15 protein-coding genes are annotated in these 16,010 nt (G+C 69.9%); 1 reads left to right on the forward strand and 14 read right to left on the reverse strand.

Translation table 11 applies throughout. The features are described 5' to 3' along the window. Nucleotides 1–3: 3 nt before the first annotated feature. From HUJ28_04655 to HUJ28_04695, 9 genes are all read right to left on the reverse strand, one after another. Nucleotides 4–843 carry a symmetrical bis(5'-nucleosyl)-tetraphosphatase gene (locus tag HUJ28_04655; protein ID MBD3618742.1) on the reverse strand — a complete coding sequence of 280 codons (840 nt, stop codon included), beginning with the start codon at nucleotides 841–843 and terminating at the stop codon, nucleotides 4–6. A gap of 48 nt (nucleotides 844–891) precedes the next feature. Further along, entirely contained in the window at nucleotides 892–1,515 is a 624-nt protein-coding gene (locus HUJ28_04660) for a DUF2238 domain-containing protein (GenBank protein ID MBD3618743.1), read from the reverse strand. Beyond that, nucleotides 1,505–2,113, reverse strand: coding sequence for a methyltransferase domain-containing protein (locus HUJ28_04665; GenBank protein ID MBD3618744.1), 609 nt, complete (start codon nucleotides 2,111–2,113; stop codon nucleotides 1,505–1,507). The genes HUJ28_04660 and HUJ28_04665 overlap by 11 nt, the downstream gene beginning before the upstream one ends. Nucleotides 2,114–2,175: 62 nt before the next feature. After that, a complete protein-coding gene (apaG, locus tag HUJ28_04670) occupies nucleotides 2,176–2,559 on the reverse strand; it encodes a Co2+/Mg2+ efflux protein ApaG (GenBank protein MBD3618745.1) in 384 nt (127 codons plus the stop codon). A gap of 164 nt (nucleotides 2,560–2,723) precedes the next feature. After that, nucleotides 2,724–3,743: a glucokinase gene (glk, locus tag HUJ28_04675; protein MBD3618746.1), complete on the reverse strand. Its 1,020-nt coding sequence runs from the start codon at nucleotides 3,741–3,743 to the stop codon at nucleotides 2,724–2,726. A gap of 3 nt (nucleotides 3,744–3,746) precedes the next feature. Beyond that, nucleotides 3,747–4,496 (reverse strand): 6-phosphogluconolactonase, encoded by a 750-nt coding sequence (gene pgl, locus HUJ28_04680; GenBank protein MBD3618747.1) that lies wholly within the window; start codon nucleotides 4,494–4,496, stop codon nucleotides 3,747–3,749. 40 nt (nucleotides 4,497–4,536) lie between these two features. Then, nucleotides 4,537–5,325, reverse strand: a complete 789-nt coding sequence (rsmA, locus tag HUJ28_04685) for a 16S rRNA (adenine(1518)-N(6)/adenine(1519)-N(6))-dimethyltransferase RsmA (GenBank protein MBD3618748.1) — start codon at nucleotides 5,323–5,325, stop codon at nucleotides 4,537–4,539. 100 nt (nucleotides 5,326–5,425) lie between these two features. After that, nucleotides 5,426–7,936, reverse strand: coding sequence for a DUF2309 domain-containing protein (locus tag HUJ28_04690; GenBank protein MBD3618749.1), 2,511 nt, complete (start codon nucleotides 7,934–7,936; stop codon nucleotides 5,426–5,428). A gap of 47 nt (nucleotides 7,937–7,983) precedes the next feature. Continuing rightward, nucleotides 7,984–9,618, reverse strand: coding sequence for an NADH-quinone oxidoreductase subunit L (locus HUJ28_04695; protein ID MBD3618750.1), 1,635 nt, complete (start codon nucleotides 9,616–9,618; stop codon nucleotides 7,984–7,986). 167 nt (nucleotides 9,619–9,785) lie between these two features. Here HUJ28_04695 and HUJ28_04700 point away from each other — a divergent pair, with 167 nt between their 5' ends. Beyond that, nucleotides 9,786–10,691 (forward strand): LysR family transcriptional regulator, encoded by a 906-nt coding sequence (locus HUJ28_04700; GenBank protein ID MBD3618751.1) that lies wholly within the window; start codon nucleotides 9,786–9,788, stop codon nucleotides 10,689–10,691. A 12-nt stretch (nucleotides 10,692–10,703) separates the two neighbouring features. On the opposite strand, the gene HUJ28_04705 is transcribed toward HUJ28_04700, so the two are convergent. The 5 genes from HUJ28_04705 to HUJ28_04725 form a co-directional block, all read right to left on the reverse strand. Continuing rightward, on the reverse strand, nucleotides 10,704–11,228 hold the full coding sequence (locus HUJ28_04705; GenBank protein MBD3618752.1) for a hypothetical protein: 525 nt from the start codon (nucleotides 11,226–11,228) through the stop codon (nucleotides 10,704–10,706). A 7-nt stretch (nucleotides 11,229–11,235) separates the two neighbouring features. After that, on the reverse strand, nucleotides 11,236–12,222 hold the full coding sequence (pdxA, locus tag HUJ28_04710) for a 4-hydroxythreonine-4-phosphate dehydrogenase PdxA (GenBank protein MBD3618753.1): 987 nt from the start codon (nucleotides 12,220–12,222) through the stop codon (nucleotides 11,236–11,238). 5 nt (nucleotides 12,223–12,227) lie between these two features. Next, nucleotides 12,228–13,571 (reverse strand): peptidylprolyl isomerase, encoded by a 1,344-nt coding sequence (locus HUJ28_04715; GenBank protein MBD3618754.1) that lies wholly within the window; start codon nucleotides 13,569–13,571, stop codon nucleotides 12,228–12,230. After that, nucleotides 13,555–15,747, reverse strand: a complete 2,193-nt coding sequence (gene lptD, locus HUJ28_04720) for an LPS assembly protein LptD (protein ID MBD3618755.1) — start codon at nucleotides 15,745–15,747, stop codon at nucleotides 13,555–13,557. The genes HUJ28_04715 and lptD overlap by 17 nt, the downstream gene beginning before the upstream one ends. Nucleotides 15,748–15,885: 138 nt before the next feature. After that, on the reverse strand, nucleotides 15,886–16,010 hold a 125-nt coding region (locus HUJ28_04725), incomplete at its 5' end, for a Ku protein (protein ID MBD3618756.1).

Here is a 16,010-nt window from a genome sequence, read left to right on the forward strand (position 1 = left end):
GTCTCAGGCGTCCCTGCCGGGTTGCTGGGCCATGGGGCAGTCCACGGCATGGATGGTCACACCCTGCGGGTCCAGCCGTGCGGCGGTGAGCCGCCCGCCCCAGACGCAGCCGGTGTCCAGGGCGAGCAGCTTGTCGCGCTGCAGCAGGCCCAGCGTGGACCAGTGGCCGAAGACGATGCGCTGGTCGACGAGACGCCGCCCCGGCACCTCGAACCAGGCCATCAGCCCGCCCGTCTCCTCGCCCGGCCGGCCCTTGAAATCCAGGTCCAGCCGGCCCGTTGCATCGCAGTAGCGCATGCGGGTGAAGGCGTTGACGATGTAGCGCAGGCGCCCGGTGCCGGTGAGCGAGTCCTGCCATTCGGTCGGCTCGTTGCCGTACATCTGGTCGAAGAAGGCCGGGTGGTCGTCGCCGCGCAGCACGGCCTCGACCTCGCGGGCACAGGCCCTGGCGGTGGCCAGGTCCCAGGCGGGGGCGATGCCCGCGTGCGCGAGCACGACGCCCAGCCCGGCGTCGTGATGCAGCAGCGGGCGGTGGCGCAGCCAGTGCAGCAGCTCCCCGGCATCCGCGGCGGCCAGCAGTTCGGCGAAGCTGTCCTTGGGCTTCAGCGGCTGTGCGCCGGCGTGCACGGCCAGCAGGTGCAGGTCGTGATTGCCGAGCACCACGGTCGCCGCCTCGCCCAGCCCGCGGAAGAAGCGCAGGGTCTCGAGCGACTGCGGCCCGCGGTTGACCAGATCGCCCACCGACCAGAGCTGGTCGGCTTCGGGGTCGAAGCGCAGGTCGTCGAGCAGCCGCCGCAGCGCATCGAAACAGCCCTGGATGTCGCCGATTGCGTAGATCGCCATGGCGCTATCGCCCGCCGTCGTCGCGCTGGATGGGTGCGTGCGCTGCCATCAGCCGGCTCGCTGCAGACGGTGGATCTGGCGGTCGTGCAGGCGGGCCAGCAGGAGCTGGCCGGCCATGGCGCCGAGGAAGGCGAGGAACATGTCCCACTGGGTGTCCCAGTGATCGCCCTGGGTGCCGAGGAAGGCCGCGGCGGCCTCCTCGGAGAGCAGGGCCGCCCACCACTCGATGAATTCATAGAAGGCCGACAGCGCCAGGCAGAAACAGGTGACGAGAAAGAACAGCCACTTGCCGGGTTGCAGCGGCGAGCGGCGGATCAGGATCTCGCGGGCGAGGATGGCCGGGATGAAGCCCTGGGCGACGTGGGCCACGCGGTCGTAGTGGTTGCGCGAGAGGTCGAAGGCATCGCGCAGGTCGTTGAACAGCGGCACCTCGGCATAGGTGTAATAGCCGCCGAGCATCAGCATGAAGGCATGCAGGGCCAGCAGGTGGTAGGTGAGCGGCGTGAGGCGGAAGACGCGATAGGTGGGCACCAGGATGAGGATGCCGAGCATCACCGGCGCGGTCTCGAGGAACCAGGTCAGGCGGTCGGCCTCGGGGTCGATGCCCGAGAGGATCAGCGCGCCGAGCACGATGCCGAGCAGCAGTCCGGGATGCAGACCGTCACGCCACATGGCGCTTCTCCAGTTCGATGTGCCGGAACCAGCCGCCGGCCAGGGCCGGGCGGTCGTCGATGAGGGCGAGTTCGGGGACGGCGGCGAGCAGTTCCTCGAAGACCACGTCGGTGCGGGTGGCCAGGTGGCGCAGCAGCCGGCTCGCCGCCCGCCGCAGCGGGGCGCGCTGGCCGGGGGCGAGGAACTTGTCCAGGACCAGCAGCCGCCCGCCGGGGCGCAGCACGCGCGCGGCCTCGGCCAGCGCCTGTCCGGGGTCCGGTACCACGGCGACGATGAGGTGCATGACGACGGCATCGAACTGCCGGTCGGCGTAGGGCAGGCGGTGGGCGTCGGCCTCCTCCAGGGCGATGGCGAGGTCGTGACGCGCGGCCCGGCTGCGCGCGCGGGCGAGCATGGCGGGGGTGAGGTCCACGCCGGTATAGCGTGGGCCGCGGGGGAGATGGGGGATGTCGAGCCCGGTGCCGACGCCGATCAGCAGGACCTCGCCGCTGTCCGCCGGCAGCCGCTGCAGGCTGCGCTGGCGCAGCTCGCGGGTGGCGAGGTCCACCGCCAGGTCGTAGACCGGCGCCCAGAGGGTATAGGCGTGGCGCAGGCTCATGCCGCTGCCCCGAAGACGCCGCTACCCAGTCCCTGGTGGCGTGTCTTCCGTCCGCGCATCGCTTAGTGCAGCACCCGCGGCGCGGCCAGCGTGAAGGGGGCGATGGGGGCATCGAAGGTGGCCCCGTCGTCCGCCACCAGGTGGTAGCTGCCCTGCATGGTGCCCACCGGCGTGCCGATCATGGTGCCGCTGGTGTACTGGAAGGCCTCGCCGGGACGCAGGTAGGGCTGTTCGCCCACCACGCCCTCGCCTTCCACTTCCTGCACCCGGCCATTGGCGTCGGTGATCACCCAGTGGCGCGCCAGCAGGCGTGCCGGCACCTGGCCCTCGTTGTGGATGGTGATGGTGTAGGCGAAGACATAGCGCTCGTTGTCCGGGTCGGACTGCGCGGGAATGAAGTCGGTCTCGACCTCGACGCGGATCTGGTGCTCGGTTTGGTTGCTCATGCCGGCGATTATACGGGGACGCGAGGCCGTGTGTCAGTGGGGGCGGCCGGTCGTGCAGGCGTTTTTTCCACAGAGCGCACGGAGGCCACAGGCTGGATCCATCATCCGGTCATCTCCGTGTCCTCTGTGGCGCATCGACTCCGGGACAACGGACAACGGCCCCATCAAACCATCGTCGCGTCCTGCAGGGCCAGGCGGGTGGCGTGATGGGCGGCGCCGATGAGGCCGGCGTGCTCGTTGAGGATGACGTGCACCGGGATCTCGTCGAGCAGGGCGCTCATGGGCGGCCTGTGCCTGAAGGTCTGCATGAAGATGGGTTGTTGCAGGAAGGGCAGGAGCTTGGGGGCGATGCCGCCGGCGATGTAGAGCCCGCCGCGGGCGAGGTGGGCCAGGGCGAGGTCGCCGAGCTGGCCGGCATAGAGGCGCATGAAGAGGGCGATGGCCTGTTCGGCCAGCGGGTCGCGGCCGTTGGCCGCCGCGCTGCCGATGGCGGCGGCGGGATCGCCGGCGGCCAGCGCCCCGGCCAGGGCCTCCCCGGGTTCCTGGGCGCGGGTCTCGCGCAGGAAGGCAAAGATGCGGCGGATGCCCGCGCCGGAGAGCAGGTGCTCGCGGCTGCAGCGGCCCTCGCGTCCGGCCACCCAGGCCCACACCGCCGCCTCCTCGGCATCCGCCGGGGCGAAGCCCGCGTGACCGCCCTCGGTAGGCATGACCACCAGCTCGCCGGCGTGGGGCACGGCGGCACAGACACCAAAGCCCGTGCCGGCGCCGGCCACCAGCCGCAGGCCCTCGGCATGGGGGTCGCCGGCCTGCAGGGTCTCGAGGTCCCCGACCTTGAGCTGGTCGACGCCGTAGGCGATGCCGGCGAAGTCGTTGATCAGGCGCACGCGGGGGATGTCGAGGGCGCGCGCCAGCGCCACGCTGTCCAGGCGCCAGGGCAGGTTGGTCAGCGTCGCGGTCTGCTGTTCGGGGCGGTGATGCACGGGGCCGGCGATGGCGAAACAGGCGGCGACCACGGGCCGCTCGGGGCGGGCCCGCGCGAGGAGCTCGCCGACCATGGGCTCGAGGCCGCTGAAGGCGGCGCTGTCGAAGCGCTGCTCGATGCGGGTGTGGTGTTCGCGCCCGTCGCTCTCCACCAGGCTGAGGATGGTCTTGGTGCCGCCGATGTCGCCCGCGAGGATGAGCATGGGTCAGGGTTCCTGTCGTTCGTGCAGATCCTGTGCCGCCGCCTGGTCGAGCAGCCAACGCCCCCGGCCGGCGGCGAGCCGCGCCACGGGGTAAGGCGCGGCCGCCTGCGGGGCGGCCAGCACTTTCGCGAGGACCGGGGCCTTGGCCGCGCCGGCCACCAGGAACAGGCGCTCGCGCGCCCGCGCCAGCACGGGGTAGGTGAGGCTGATGCGCCAGCCCTTGCCCGGTACCGCCACGGCCGCCACCGGGCGGTCGTCGACCGCCAGGATGTCCGTGCCCGGAAACAGCGAGGCCGTGTGGCCGTCGTCGCCCATGCCGAGCAGCACGAGGTCGAGCACGGGCACGCCCGCTGCCGTGGTCAGGTCCCGGGCGAGCTGTTCGGCATAGGCCTGCGCATCCGTCGCCGGGTCGTCGGGGTGCTGGACCATGGGGTGGACCTGCGCGGCGGGAATGGGCACGTGGTCGAGCAGGGCCTCGCGGGCCATGCGGTAGTTGCTGTCGGCGTGGTCCGCCGGCACGCAGCGTTCGTCGCCGAACCAGATCTGCCAGTGCGTCCAGTCGACCCGGTCCGCCGGCGTGGCGGCCAGCAGCTGGTAGAGGCGGCGCGGGGTGCTGCCGCCGGCCAGGGCGAGGTGGAAGACGCCGCGGGTGGCGATGGCCGCCTGCGCCGCGGCCAGCACGTACGCGGCCGCGGCCCGGCTCAGGGCCTCGGCGTCGGCGTGGATCTCGGGGGTGACGGCCAGGGATTGCATGGGCTGACTATAAGCCTTTGCCCGTCGGCTTGCAGCGTCCTCAGTCCAGCGAGGCGTCGGCCAGGCGGACGAAGCCCTCCACCGGGACCTGTTCCGGGCGCTCGCCCGGGTCGATGCCGGCGGCGGCGATGGCCTCGGCGTCCAGCAGTTGCTTCAGGCTGTTGCGCAGGGTCTTGCGGCGCTGGGAGAAGGCCCGGTTGACGAGCTCCGCCAGCCGCTGCTCGTCGCGCGCGGGGAAGGGGAGTTCCGCGTAGGGGGTGAGCCGCACCACGGCCGAGTCCACCTTCGGCGGCGGCGAGAAGGCGCCGGGGCCGACGCGGAACAGGCCCTCGGCGCGGCAGCGGTACTGCACCATCACGCTCAGCCGGCCGTAGTCGCCGCCGCCCGGGGCGGCGGTGAGGCGGTCCACCACCTCCTTCTGCAGCAGGAAGTGCATGTCGGCGATGACGGCGGCATCGTCGAGCAGGTGGAAGATCAGCGGGGTGGAGATGTTGTAGGGCAGGTTGCCCACCACGCGCAGGGATTCACCCGGTGCGGCCAGGGCGCTGAAGTCGAACTTCAGCGCGTCCACGTTGTGCACCCGCAGCTCGCCCTTGCCGGCACAGGCCTGCTCGAGATGCGGGATCACGTCGCGATCCAGTTCCACCACGTCGAGCGCGCCGTGACGTGCCAGCAGCGGGGCGGTGAGCGCGCCCAGCCCCGGGCCGATCTCGACGAGATGGTCGCCAGGCTGTGGGCCGATGGCCGCGATGATGCGTTCGATCACGCCGCGGTCGTGGAGGAAGTGCTGGCCGAAGCGCTTGCGCGCCCGGTGGGGTGTCTGGGTCATGCGGATCCGCTGCAGGGGGCGTGTGGGCGGATGATAACGAAAACCGTGCGCCGGGCCCAATGCCCGGCGTGACCCACAGGGGCCAACGGATGCGGGGAGGTCACACGGTGCGGTGCAGCATCGTGTCGGCCCGAACCCACTCGCGGGTGGAGCGGCGGCGGTAGACGTTGCCGCTCTCGCCGATACGGAACAGGTGCAGCCAGCCGTTCTCGACCAGTTCGCGCACGGTCTCGTGCCGGGAAACGACGTCGTCGATGGCCGCCCGCGGTGCCTCGATGAACACACTCAGGCGCAGCGGTTCGTGCATCCACTGTTCACCATCGTGCAACGACTGCAGCGGCAGGCCGGTGCGCAGGTCGCCGCCATTGCCCTCGAGCACGCCGACGGCGCCGCCCACCACGTTGTGCAGCACCTTGTTGCCGCTGCCGAAGCGCCGGTTGTCCACCGTCGATCCGTAGTACTGCATGTTGATCCAGTGGGCGACGATCATGGGGGCGGTCATGATGAGTTCCAGTACCTGGAAGTCGGTGTCGTCCTGCCAGCGGTAGTCGTGGAGGAAGGCGCGTCCGTCGAGGTCGACGCCGGCAGTGCGCTCGCGCGGTGCGGCGATGAAGGCGGCATTGTTGGCCAATGCCCATTCGGGCCGTACCTGCGACCAGTCGCGGCTGCGACGCTCGAGCGCGGCTGCCAGCGCCGCGGGGTCCGCTCCATCCAGGCCGAGGCGTGCCGCCCGCTGGATGCGCGTCAGTTCACTGGCCTGTTCCAGCCCCTCCCGCAGCGACGCGAGGTCGGCGGCATGGGTCTCGGGCAGGGCCTTCGTATCGAACAGCGTCACCCGGTCGGTGGTGGTGTCGTGCAGGCCGGCGAGGAAGTGCGTGTCCTCGGGGATGACGATGCCGCGTTCGCCGAGGCGGCGGCGCACGCCCGGGTCGTTGAGCAGGGCGACCACCACCCGTGCGCTGGCCTCGCCGGACTGCCCGGCACAGGCACCGCAGTCCAGGCCCGCGGCATGCGGGTTGTTCACCGTGGTGGCGCCATGGCCGATCAGCAGCACGAGGCGGGCGAGGTGGTCGGTGAGCGACATGCCGCGCAGGATGCGTTCGGCCAGGTCGGCGCGCTCGATCTCGGGGATGCCACCACCGGCATCCATCGCCTCCAGGCTTGGCATCAGCCGGGCGTGGTGATCGGCATCCAGCCCGTGACGGCGGGGGTCGGGGACGGGGCGCGACCAGCCGAGGCTGTCGGACAGCAGTTTGTGTGCATACAGCATCCCGCTCGATTCCACGAACGAGAAGCAGGAGGCCGCCGAGAACTTGAACTGCTTCCAGACCTTGCCGAGCCCGATGCGCTCGCGGCGCCTTGCGCCGAGCCGGGCGGTTTCCTGTCGGTCGTGGCCACAGCATTCGTAGACCCGGTAGCCCGGTGTGAGCAGCACCGGCACATGCGGACGCCCCTCGGTGGCGCCCAGCGGTACGTATTCGATGGGTGCGCCGAAAAAGCCCGCAAAGCCCAGCGTCTGCGTGTGAGGGGCCACCGTTTCGAGGGCGCGGCGGAGGACCTCGGAGCGTACGTCGATGCAGAATGCGGCTTGCACGGCCGGCCGTTCGCTGAGGCCAGTCTTCGCCCGCGGGGGACGCCGGAGGCTGGTGATGACCCGGCGCTGGTAGGCGAACTCGGCGGCCGCCAGCAGCACCCGGTCGATCTCCACTGCACGACGCCATTCCGGGGTGGGTTCGCGCAGGGCGGCACCCACGGCTGCCTGCCAGGCGCGTTCGGTGGTCTCGCTCAGGCGTGCCCGGTAGATGAGGGCCTCCCAGGCCACGCGAATGGCCAGCAGTTCCATGACCGAGTCGTCCCGCTCACCGGCCAGCTCGGCCTGCCAGCCCCGATAGCGCATCCAGGCGGACCAGCCGCCGATGCTCAGCAGGGCAGCGTGGAGATAGCGCTCCAGCTGCGATTCGGGTATGCCGAGTGCGCGTACGGCCCGGGTGATGGCCTCGCGCGGGTCCGACGGCAGTGCCGCCACGTGGTGGTGAAAGTCCGCGAGGCCCGCGGCCGCCGGTGTCAGGTCGCGGGCTGCGAACTGGCACCAGGCGGTATAGAGCGGTTGGTCGCGCCAGGGCAGGGTGAAGTTTGCCTGTCCCTGGTCGGCGTAGGCCGCACAGAAACGGCTGATGGACTCGGTGACGAAGTCCGTCCAGACGTGGTCTTCCACCGCATCCAGGACCGCGGTGACCAGCGGCATGCCCGGGTCGGGCTCGGGGGCGGGCTCGGTGACGGCCTGGCGGATCGAGGCCACGTCCAGCCGGCTGCCGCAGCGCGCCAGTGCCAGTTCAATGTCGCGCTCGGCGATACGCCCGTCCTCCACGCGCGTGCGGTAGTAGGAACGTGGCATGTAGAGCCTGGCCCCCGCCACCCGCGCCAGCAGGTCGGCCGCATCGTGAAACTTCCAGTCGCTCAGACCCTGGAAGGGGTTCACCGCGACGAACTGCTGCAGGGGCCAGAGCGGGGCCATGCGCCGGCAGGCGGCCGTGATATGCGGGGCCAGTGCCCTGGGGCTGGTCGCCGCCGGCGCTGCCGCGAATGCCTGGGCAGTGGAGTCGTCGGGCATGGAGTCAGTGGAGGGCCGGAAGGCCATGGCATCGGTCGGGTTCATGCTCAACCTCCTTCAGGACGGTAATTGGCGAGGGCCTGCGGTGAGGGCGTGGGCCAGAGGCGATCGAGGGCGCGGGTGACCACGGTGTCGATGTAAAGGCCGTTGTAGAGGTGTACGTAAAGCGCCTCTGCCAGCGGTGTGGCGGTGAAGCGGAACAGCTGCTGGAAGACGAGCAGCAGCAGGAACACCACCACGGTGGTCGCGGTCAGCGCGAGCATCAGGGCACTGTGGGGCTCGGCGACCGGGAAGATGCTGTCGGCCAGGATGTGCTCGAACAGGCCGTGGAACAGGAAATAGGCCCCGGTGACGGCCACGCTGAGGCCCGCCGCCTGCAGCATGAAGACGGGGCGGCTGGCCTGTCGGCGTGCCTGCAGCAACAGCTGCGTGATGGCGATCGCGACCACGGCCGCGGCGGCAAGCAGTGTGGGCTGGGACTGCACGTCCAGGCCGAACGCCATGCTCATGGCGACGGTGATCGAAGCCGTCGCAGCGAGTGCCAGCAGCAGTTCCACGGGTCGGCAGCCCCCGGCCGGCTTCGGCATCACCGGGCCGCGGAAGGCATCCACGCCGCTGCCCGAGGACAGGAAGGCGTGGGCCTTGTACAGCGAATGGGCGACCAGGTGCAGCATGGCCAGGCTGTAGAGGCCGAGGCCGCATTCCAGCAGCATGAAGCCCATCTGCGCGGAGGTGGACCAGGCCAGCGAGACCTTGATGCTGGTCTGGGTGAGCATCACCAGCGAGGCCACGGCCAGGGTGGCAAGGCCGACGACCGCCAGCATTGCGAGGGCGATCTCGGCCTGGGCCATCACCGGACTCATGCGCAGCACCAGGAAGGCCCCGGCGTTCACGATGCCCGCATGCAGCAGGGCCGAGACCGGCGTGGGGGCCTCCATCACCTGCAGCAGCCAGCCGTGAAAGGGCAGCTGGGCCGACTTGAGGGCTGCGCTGATGACGACAAACACGGCTGCCCAGTGCAGTGTTGCCGGCAGGGGGCCCTGCATGTCCTGAATCGCGGCGAAGACCTCGCCAAATTCCAGCGTGTGCAGGGTGCTGCCGATGAGCAGCACGGCCAGCAGCAGGCTCAGGTCGCCGATGCGGCTGACCACGAATTTCTTGTGCGCGGCCAGCACGGCCGTGGGGCGGTGACGATAGAACACCAGCAGCTGGTGGAGGCAGAGGCTGGTGGCTATCCATGCCAGGGCGAACATCAGCAGGTTGCCTACAACGATGAGAGAGAGGATCGAGGCCAGGGTGAGACTCAGCCACCGGTAGAAGCGCCCCTGTCCGTGTTCACCGTCCAGGTAGTTGCGCGAGTAGCGCGCAACCACCATCCCGACGAAGGAGACGAGCAGCAGCATGATGACGGTGAGTGCGTTCACGTACACGGACAGCGACAGGGCGCCGACGTCTCCCGGCAGGGGGGCGGACCACAGCGTCCAGGAATGGGTGGCATCGTAGGCGTGGGCGGCGGCGGCCAGCAGGGCGCTGACGAAGGCCAGCCAGGCGGCGCCCTCGGTCAGTCGCCCCATGGCGGCGGGACGGCCCCGGGCGAGCCTCGCGGGCACGAGGCCGGCCAGCAGCAGGAGGAGGGGGGCGGCCAGCACCAGATGGGGTGTCAGGGTCTGGGGCAACAACATGTTCACCTCCGTCTTGCCGGCGGTGTCACGCGTGAGGCCTGCCGCCAGCGGTGGGTTTCTCGATGGCAGACAGTCTAGGGAAAGGCTGACAATAACGATAATGAATAGTTATCATAGTGACTATAGCAAAAAGGCTATAGTGATTACGGAGGAGTCCCATGTCGGGTATGCGCGTGACCCTGCGACAGCTGCGTTCCTTCGAGGCAGTGGCGCGACTGCGCAGCTTCTCGCGCGCCGCGGAGGAGATGCACGTGACCCAGCCCACGGTGTCCAAGCAGATCCGCCAGCTCAGCGAGGCGGTGGGCCTGCCGTTGCTGGAACAGATCGGCAAACAGGTGTTTCTGACCCAGGCGGGTGAGGAGCTCTATGCGACCTGCGCCGACTGGCTGAACACCTGGGGCCGCTTCGAGCAGTCCATTGCCAACCTCAAGGGGCTGAAGCAGGGCCGCCTGCGCATTTGCACCGTGACCACCACCCAGTACTTCATGCCACGGGTACTGGGCCCGTTTCGCGCCCAGTACCCGGGCATCGACATCGCCATGGAGGTGGTGAACCGCGACCGCCTGCTCGAGCGCCTGTCGCGCAACGAGGACGATCTCTACGTGATGGGTGTGCCGCCCGAGGGCTGGGAGATCGAGAGCGAGCCCCTGATCGAGAACCCGCTGGTGCTGCTGGCTTCGCCGGCTCATCCCCTGGTGGGGCGCCAAGGCATCCCGTTTGCCGCGCTGGCGGGCGAGGCGTTTCTGGTGCGCGAACAGGGCTCGGGCACCCGCATGACCATGGAGCGCGTGTTCCGGGAGCAGGGGGTGCCGCTTAACGTTCGCATGGAACTGGGCAGTAACGAGGCCATCAAGCAGGCCGTGGCCGGGGGACTGGGCCTGGCCGTGGTCTCGTTGAGCACGCTGAACCTGGACCCCAGTGCCCGCGAGCTGGCGGTGCTCGACGTGGAGGGCTTCCCCATCCAGCGCTATTGGTACGTGGTGCGGCCGAAGGGGAAGCAGCTGTCAGTGGTTGCCACGACCTTCCTGACGTTTCTGCGCAGCCACAGCCAGATGCTGCGCCCGCGCAGTTGAGTGTCTGCCCGCTCAGCGGGTGGCGGCGCGCAGGTCCGGCCGGCGCAGCAGGCGGGCGACGATGGCGAACGGCAGGCCGATCATCAGGCCGAGGCCCAGGCCGATGCCGATGATGAGGGTATAAAAGAACGCGGGAGATAGCCCGAGGTCCGCCGGTCCGACGGCCTCGAGCAGCGAGAACCAGAAATGGAAATGGATCCAGACGGCGAGCAGGGTGTAGGCCAGCGAGGCCCAGCTCATGCCTTCCAGGCTCAGGGCCGCCCAGCGACGATGCTTCAGCAGTGCGAGGCTGGCCCAGAGGGCGAACAGGCAGAGCAGCACATGGACGAGCAGCAGGGGGAGCAGCCTGGCCCCCAGCCAGGTCAGCGGTTCCATCCCGGGTAGCGGCGGCAGGGCGACCCAGCCGGCGAGCCACTCCCGGTACAGCGGGTAGCCGGCCAGCAGTCCCAGCAGGAGGAGCAGCAGGGTGCCGGCGTTGACCAGCCAGAACCAGCCGATGGCGGTGAGCAGGGCGGCGGGGCGGGCGGGGGTGGTCACGTCCCGCTCAAACGGACCGGGCGAGGGTGATGGCCAGTTCCAGGGCGGCGTGCAGGCTGCCGGTCTCGGCGCGGCCGCTGCCGGCCAGTTCCAGGGCGGTGCCATGGTCCACCGAGGTGCGGACGATGGGCAGGCCCAGGGTGATGTTGACGGCCTGGCCGAAGCCCACGTGCTTGAGCACGGGCAGGCCCTGGTCGTGGTACATGGCCAGTACCGCGTCGGCCTGGGCGAGGTGACGCGGGGTGAACAGGGTGTCGGCCGGCAGGGGACCGATGAGGTCCAGGCCCTCGGTGCGCAGCTGTTCCAGCACGGGGCCGATGGTCTCGATCTCCTCGCGGCCGAGGTGACCGCCCTCGCCGGCGTGCGGGTTGAGGCCGCAGACCAGGATGCGCGGGCGCTCGATGCGAAAGCGCTGGCGCAGGTCGTGATCGAGGATGCGCAGCACGCGCGCGAGGCGCTCGCGGGTGATGGCGGCGCTGACCTCGGCCAGCGGCAGGTGCGTGGTGGCCAGTGCCACGCGCAGGTTGCCGGCCGCGAGCATCATCACCGGGTGGTGGCCGCCGCTGCGCTCGGCCAGGAATTCGGTGTGTCCGGTGAAGGGGATGCCGGCGTCGTTGATCACGCCCTTGTGTACGGGGCCGGTGACCATGGCGTCGAAGTGGCCGTCGAGGCAGCCGTCCACCGCCAGGCGCAGGGTCTCGAGCACGTAGCCGGCGTTGGCCGGGTCGAGGTGCCCGCAGCGCACGGGGGTGGCCAGGGCCACGGGCAGCACCCGCAGCCGGCCGGCGACGTGGGCGGCGGGCGGGGCGCCGGGCGCGCAGGGATCGATGTCGAGCGGGATGCCGAGTTCGGCCGCGCGGTCCGCGAGCAGGGCAGGATCGGCGATGGCCACCAGTTCGGCATCGAAGGCCTGCTGCGCCAGGGCGATGACCAGGTCCGGGCCGATGCCGGCCGGCTCGCCCGGGGTGATCGCGATGCGCGGGATGGCGGCCATCCGGGCTAGCTGCGGGTGTCGACGACGGGGGCGTCGTCGAGGCGCAGCTCCACGTAGGCCTCGTCGCGCATGCGGCGCAGCCAGACCTCGAGCTCCTCCTCGCGCTTGCGGTCGCGGATGAACTCGCGGGCACGGGCACGCAGCTGCTCGCGGGTGTTGTCGTGCTGGCGGCGCTCGATCACCTCGAGGATGTGCCAGCCGAAGGGCGACTGGAAGGGCTCGCTGATCTGGCCGGGTTCGAGTGCATTCATCACCTCCTCGAACTCGGTGACGAACTGGCCGGGGTCGGCCCAGCCGAGGTCGCCGCCCTCACGGGCGCTACCCGGGTCTTGGCTGTTGGCGCGGGCCAGGTCGGCGAAGGACTCACCACCCTCGATGCGGCGTTTGAGCGACATGAGCTGTTCGCGCGCCTCGGTACTGGAGAGCACGGCCGAGGGGCGGATCAGGATGTGCCGGGCGTGGGTGCGCAGCACGCTGGACTGCTGGCCCCCGCGGCGGTCGGCCAGGCGGATGAGGTGGAAGCCCGAGGGGGAGCGGATGAGTTCGCTGACGTCGCCGATCTCCATCAGCGTGACCGGGCGCGAGAACAGCGAGGGCAGGCGCCCGGACGGGCGCCAGCCGAGGTCGCCGCCCTGCAGGGCGTTCTGGCCGTCGGACTCGGCGATGGCCACCTGCTCGAAGTCCTCGCCCTGCTCGACGATGCGCGCACGCAGGGCCTCGGCCCTTTCACGGGCCTGGCGGATGTCCTCGGGGCTGGCCGCCTCCGGCACACTTACCAGGATGTGGCTCAGGCGGTATTCCACGTCGCGGTCGACCGCGCCGGCCTGGCTGGCGATGAAGTCGTCGATCTCGCGGTCGCTGACGCTGACGCGGCTGTCCACCTGGCGCTGGCGCAGGCGGGTGATGGTCATCTCGTCGCGGATCTGTTCGCGGAAGTCGTCGTAGTCGATGCCCTCGGCCAGCAGCTGTTCGCGAAAGGCGGGCAGGCTCAGGTTGTTGCCCCGGGCGATCTCCTGCATGGTGCGGTTGAGGGTGCCGTCGTCGATGCGGATGCCGATCTGCTCGGCGAACTGCAGTTGCAGCCGTTCGATGATCATGCGATCGAGCACCTGGCGGCGGAGCACATCCATGGGGGGCTGGCGACCGTCCGGGAGGTTGCGGGCGACCTGCTGCAGGCGCGCCTCGAGCTCGCTGTGCGTGATCACGTCCTCGTTGACCAGGGCCGCGATACGGTCGAGCAGCACGCCGTCGGCGGGCGGGGCGGCCCACAGCGGGACGGCGAGCAGGCAAAGCAGCACGAGCAGCCCGGCGGCATGGGGCGCGCGGCTGCGGTCAGTCTTGAAGTTCATAACCCAGGATACCTTCTTCGAGTAATTCGTCGATCTTCTGGCCCACGCCGGTCAGTCCCTTGAGCACGAGCTGGAAGTAGATGGCGTCATTGTATTCGGTTCCGCCGTCGGTGACATAACTGCGGGCCACGAAGCGGGCCTTCCAGCAGCAGCTGTCGTATTCCACGCCACCGAGCATTTCCAGGTCGCGGTTGTCGTCCAGGGCGTAGATCCAGCGGCCGACGGCGTTCCAGCGCCGCGCCAGCGGCCAGCCGAAGGAGAGTTCGGCCTGTTCGATGTCGTCCTGGCGGTAGCGGTAGCCGAGATTGACCACGTGCTGGCCGTCGCGACGGTACTGGATACGAGTGCTGCCGCGCGCGGTTTGTTCCGTCTCCGGGTCCCACAGCAGGCTGCCGTCCATGCGCCAGTGGTCGCCCAGCCTGGCCCCCAGCTCGGCGGCCAGGTCCGACTGGCTGCGGCTGTCCTGCGGCTGGCCGGGCAGGGTGACCTCGCGGTCTTCGAAATAGAGGATCTGGCCGATGCTGGCGCGAAAGCGCTCGCGACCGCTGGCCGTGTCGAGGAAACGGCTGGTGAGCGCGAGGCTCAGCTGGTTGGCGTCCCCCACGCGGTCGGGGCCGCTGAAGCGGTCCTCGCGAAACAGCTGGGCGAAGGTGAAGGTGAGCTCGCCGGTGTCGAACAGCGGCAGGTCGTCCTGGTCGCGGTAGGGGGTGTAGAGGTAGAACAGGCGCGGTTCCAGCGTCTGCAGGGTGCGGGCCGAGGCCTCGCGCTCGAAGATCAGGCCGCCGGCGATGCTGGCGGTGGGCACGAAGCGGTCGGGCTCGCGTGCGTCCTCCGGCACGCTGTCGTCCAGCCGGTAGGCGGTGTAGCGGCCCGTCACGCGCGGTTCCAGGAAGCTGCCTGGGGTACGCAGCGGCAGGCCGATGGACGGCTTGAGGTCCAGTCGGCTGCCGGTGACGCGGTCGTCGTGGTCGAACTTCACCCACTCCGCGCGCAGGCCGTAATCCAGGCCCAGGGCGCCGTCCGGGATGCTGGCGTTGAGCAGCAGCTGGGGCATGCGCCGGTAGGGATACTGTACGGAGGTGAGGGTCTCGCTCACGGTCTGGTAGTTCTGTACCCGCAGCAGCAGGTCGCCCTGGTCGAAGTACCAGCGGGCATCGGCGCGCTGCTGCAGATGGGTGGTGCTCACCACGTCCAGCGAGGTGTCCAGGTCGTCGAAATACTGCTTGTCCGACACGCCGTTGAGGTCGATGTCGAGCCGGGTGCGGGCGCTCGGGCGCGTGATGTTGCGCCAGCGGCCCTGCCAGCGGTCGTCCTGGTAGAGGTCGTCATCCAGCCAGGCGAGCTGCAGGTCGCCGTTGCTGCGGGGTGTCAGGTAGCGAAAGCCGCCGTTGAGCTGCAGTCCGCGATCGGACATGTAGCGCGGCGTGAAGGTGGCGTCGTAGTTGGGGGCGATGTTCCAGTAATACGGTGTCTCCAGCTCGAAGCCGCGCTTGTCGGAGTTGCCGATGGAGGGGGCGAGAAAGCCGCTCTTGCGCTCCTCCGTGATGGGGAAGCTGATCCAGGGCATATACATGACGGGCAGGTTCGCCAGGCGCAGCACCACGTGGCTGGCACGGCCCTCGCCCTCGGGCTCGTCCAGGGTCACGCGGCTGGCCGACAGCAGCCAGTGGTTCTTGCCCGGGTCGCAGGTGGTGTAGGTGGCGTCGTGCAGCACCAGGGTATCGTCGTCCGGGCGATCGATACGCGTGGCCTCGCCGCGGCCGTGCTGGGGCGGCAGGTAATACTCGGTCTCGAGGATGCTGCCCTGGCCGGTGTCGAGATTGGATTCCATGCGGGCGCCGCGCACGGCCAGCTCCGGCGAGACCATGCTCAGATTGCCTTCGGCCTCCATCCGGCCGGTGGCCTCCTCGAACACCATGCGATCGGCGAAGACCGTCTGCTCCCCGTGGTGCATGACCACGTCGCCGGTCAGGGTCGCCAGGCCGTCCCGCTGCATCTCGGCCGCATCCGCCGTGAAGCGGGTGGCCGCGTCGAGGCTGTCGGGCAGCGGCGGCATCTGTGCCCAGTCCGGCAGGCCCGCACACAGGCCCCAGCGGCCGGACGCATCATCCTGCGCGTGCGCGGGAGAGGTCAGGCTGGCCAGCAGCAGGGGAATGAGGGCAATGGACGGACGCACTGGAGGCTCGAAGCGGGCTGAAATGCGGGCCTAAAATCGCATACTTTGGCGCCTTGCTCAATTCGGGCCGTATTTGCGGGCCCGGAAACGACAACGGCCCGGGGCAGGCCCGGGCCGTTGTGCATGGCCGCCGACGGCCTAGCGACGCTTCTTGCCGGCCGCCTTCTTCACCACCTTCTTCTTGGCGGTGGCCTTCTTCTTCGGTGCCGCCTTCTTGGCAGCGGTCTTCTTCACCGCGGCCTTCTTGGTAACGGCCTTCTTCT

Source organism: Chromatiales bacterium (assembly GCA_014762505.1).
Taxonomy (GTDB): Bacteria; Pseudomonadota; Gammaproteobacteria; order SpSt-1174; family SpSt-1174; genus SpSt-1174.

Bases quoted from the DNA above. Each gene is read 5' to 3' on its own strand.
- HUJ28_04655 (MBD3618742.1), bottom strand. From the start codon at position 843: ATGGCGATCTACGCAATCGGCGACATCCAGGGCTGTTTCGATGCGCTG.
- HUJ28_04660 (MBD3618743.1), bottom strand. From the start codon at position 1,515: ATGTGGCGTGACGGTCTGCATCCCGGACTGCTGCTCGGCATCGTGCTC.
- HUJ28_04665 (MBD3618744.1), bottom strand. From the start codon at position 2,113: ATGAGCCTGCGCCACGCCTATACCCTCTGGGCGCCGGTCTACGACCTG.
- apaG (MBD3618745.1), bottom strand. From the start codon at position 2,559: ATGAGCAACCAAACCGAGCACCAGATCCGCGTCGAGGTCGAGACCGAC.
- glk (MBD3618746.1), bottom strand. From the start codon at position 3,743: ATGCTCATCCTCGCGGGCGACATCGGCGGCACCAAGACCATCCTCAGC.
- pgl (MBD3618747.1), bottom strand. From the start codon at position 4,496: ATGCAATCCCTGGCCGTCACCCCCGAGATCCACGCCGACGCCGAGGCC.
- rsmA (MBD3618748.1), bottom strand. From the start codon at position 5,325: ATGACCCAGACACCCCACCGGGCGCGCAAGCGCTTCGGCCAGCACTTC.
- HUJ28_04690 (MBD3618749.1), bottom strand. From the start codon at position 7,936: ATGCCCGACGACTCCACTGCCCAGGCATTCGCGGCAGCGCCGGCGGCG.
- HUJ28_04695 (MBD3618750.1), bottom strand. From the start codon at position 9,618: ATGTTGTTGCCCCAGACCCTGACACCCCATCTGGTGCTGGCCGCCCCC.
- HUJ28_04700 (MBD3618751.1), top strand. From the start codon at position 9,786: ATGCGCGTGACCCTGCGACAGCTGCGTTCCTTCGAGGCAGTGGCGCGA.
- pdxA (MBD3618753.1), bottom strand. From the start codon at position 12,222: ATGGCCGCCATCCCGCGCATCGCGATCACCCCGGGCGAGCCGGCCGGC.
- HUJ28_04715 (MBD3618754.1), bottom strand. From the start codon at position 13,571: ATGAACTTCAAGACTGACCGCAGCCGCGCGCCCCATGCCGCCGGGCTG.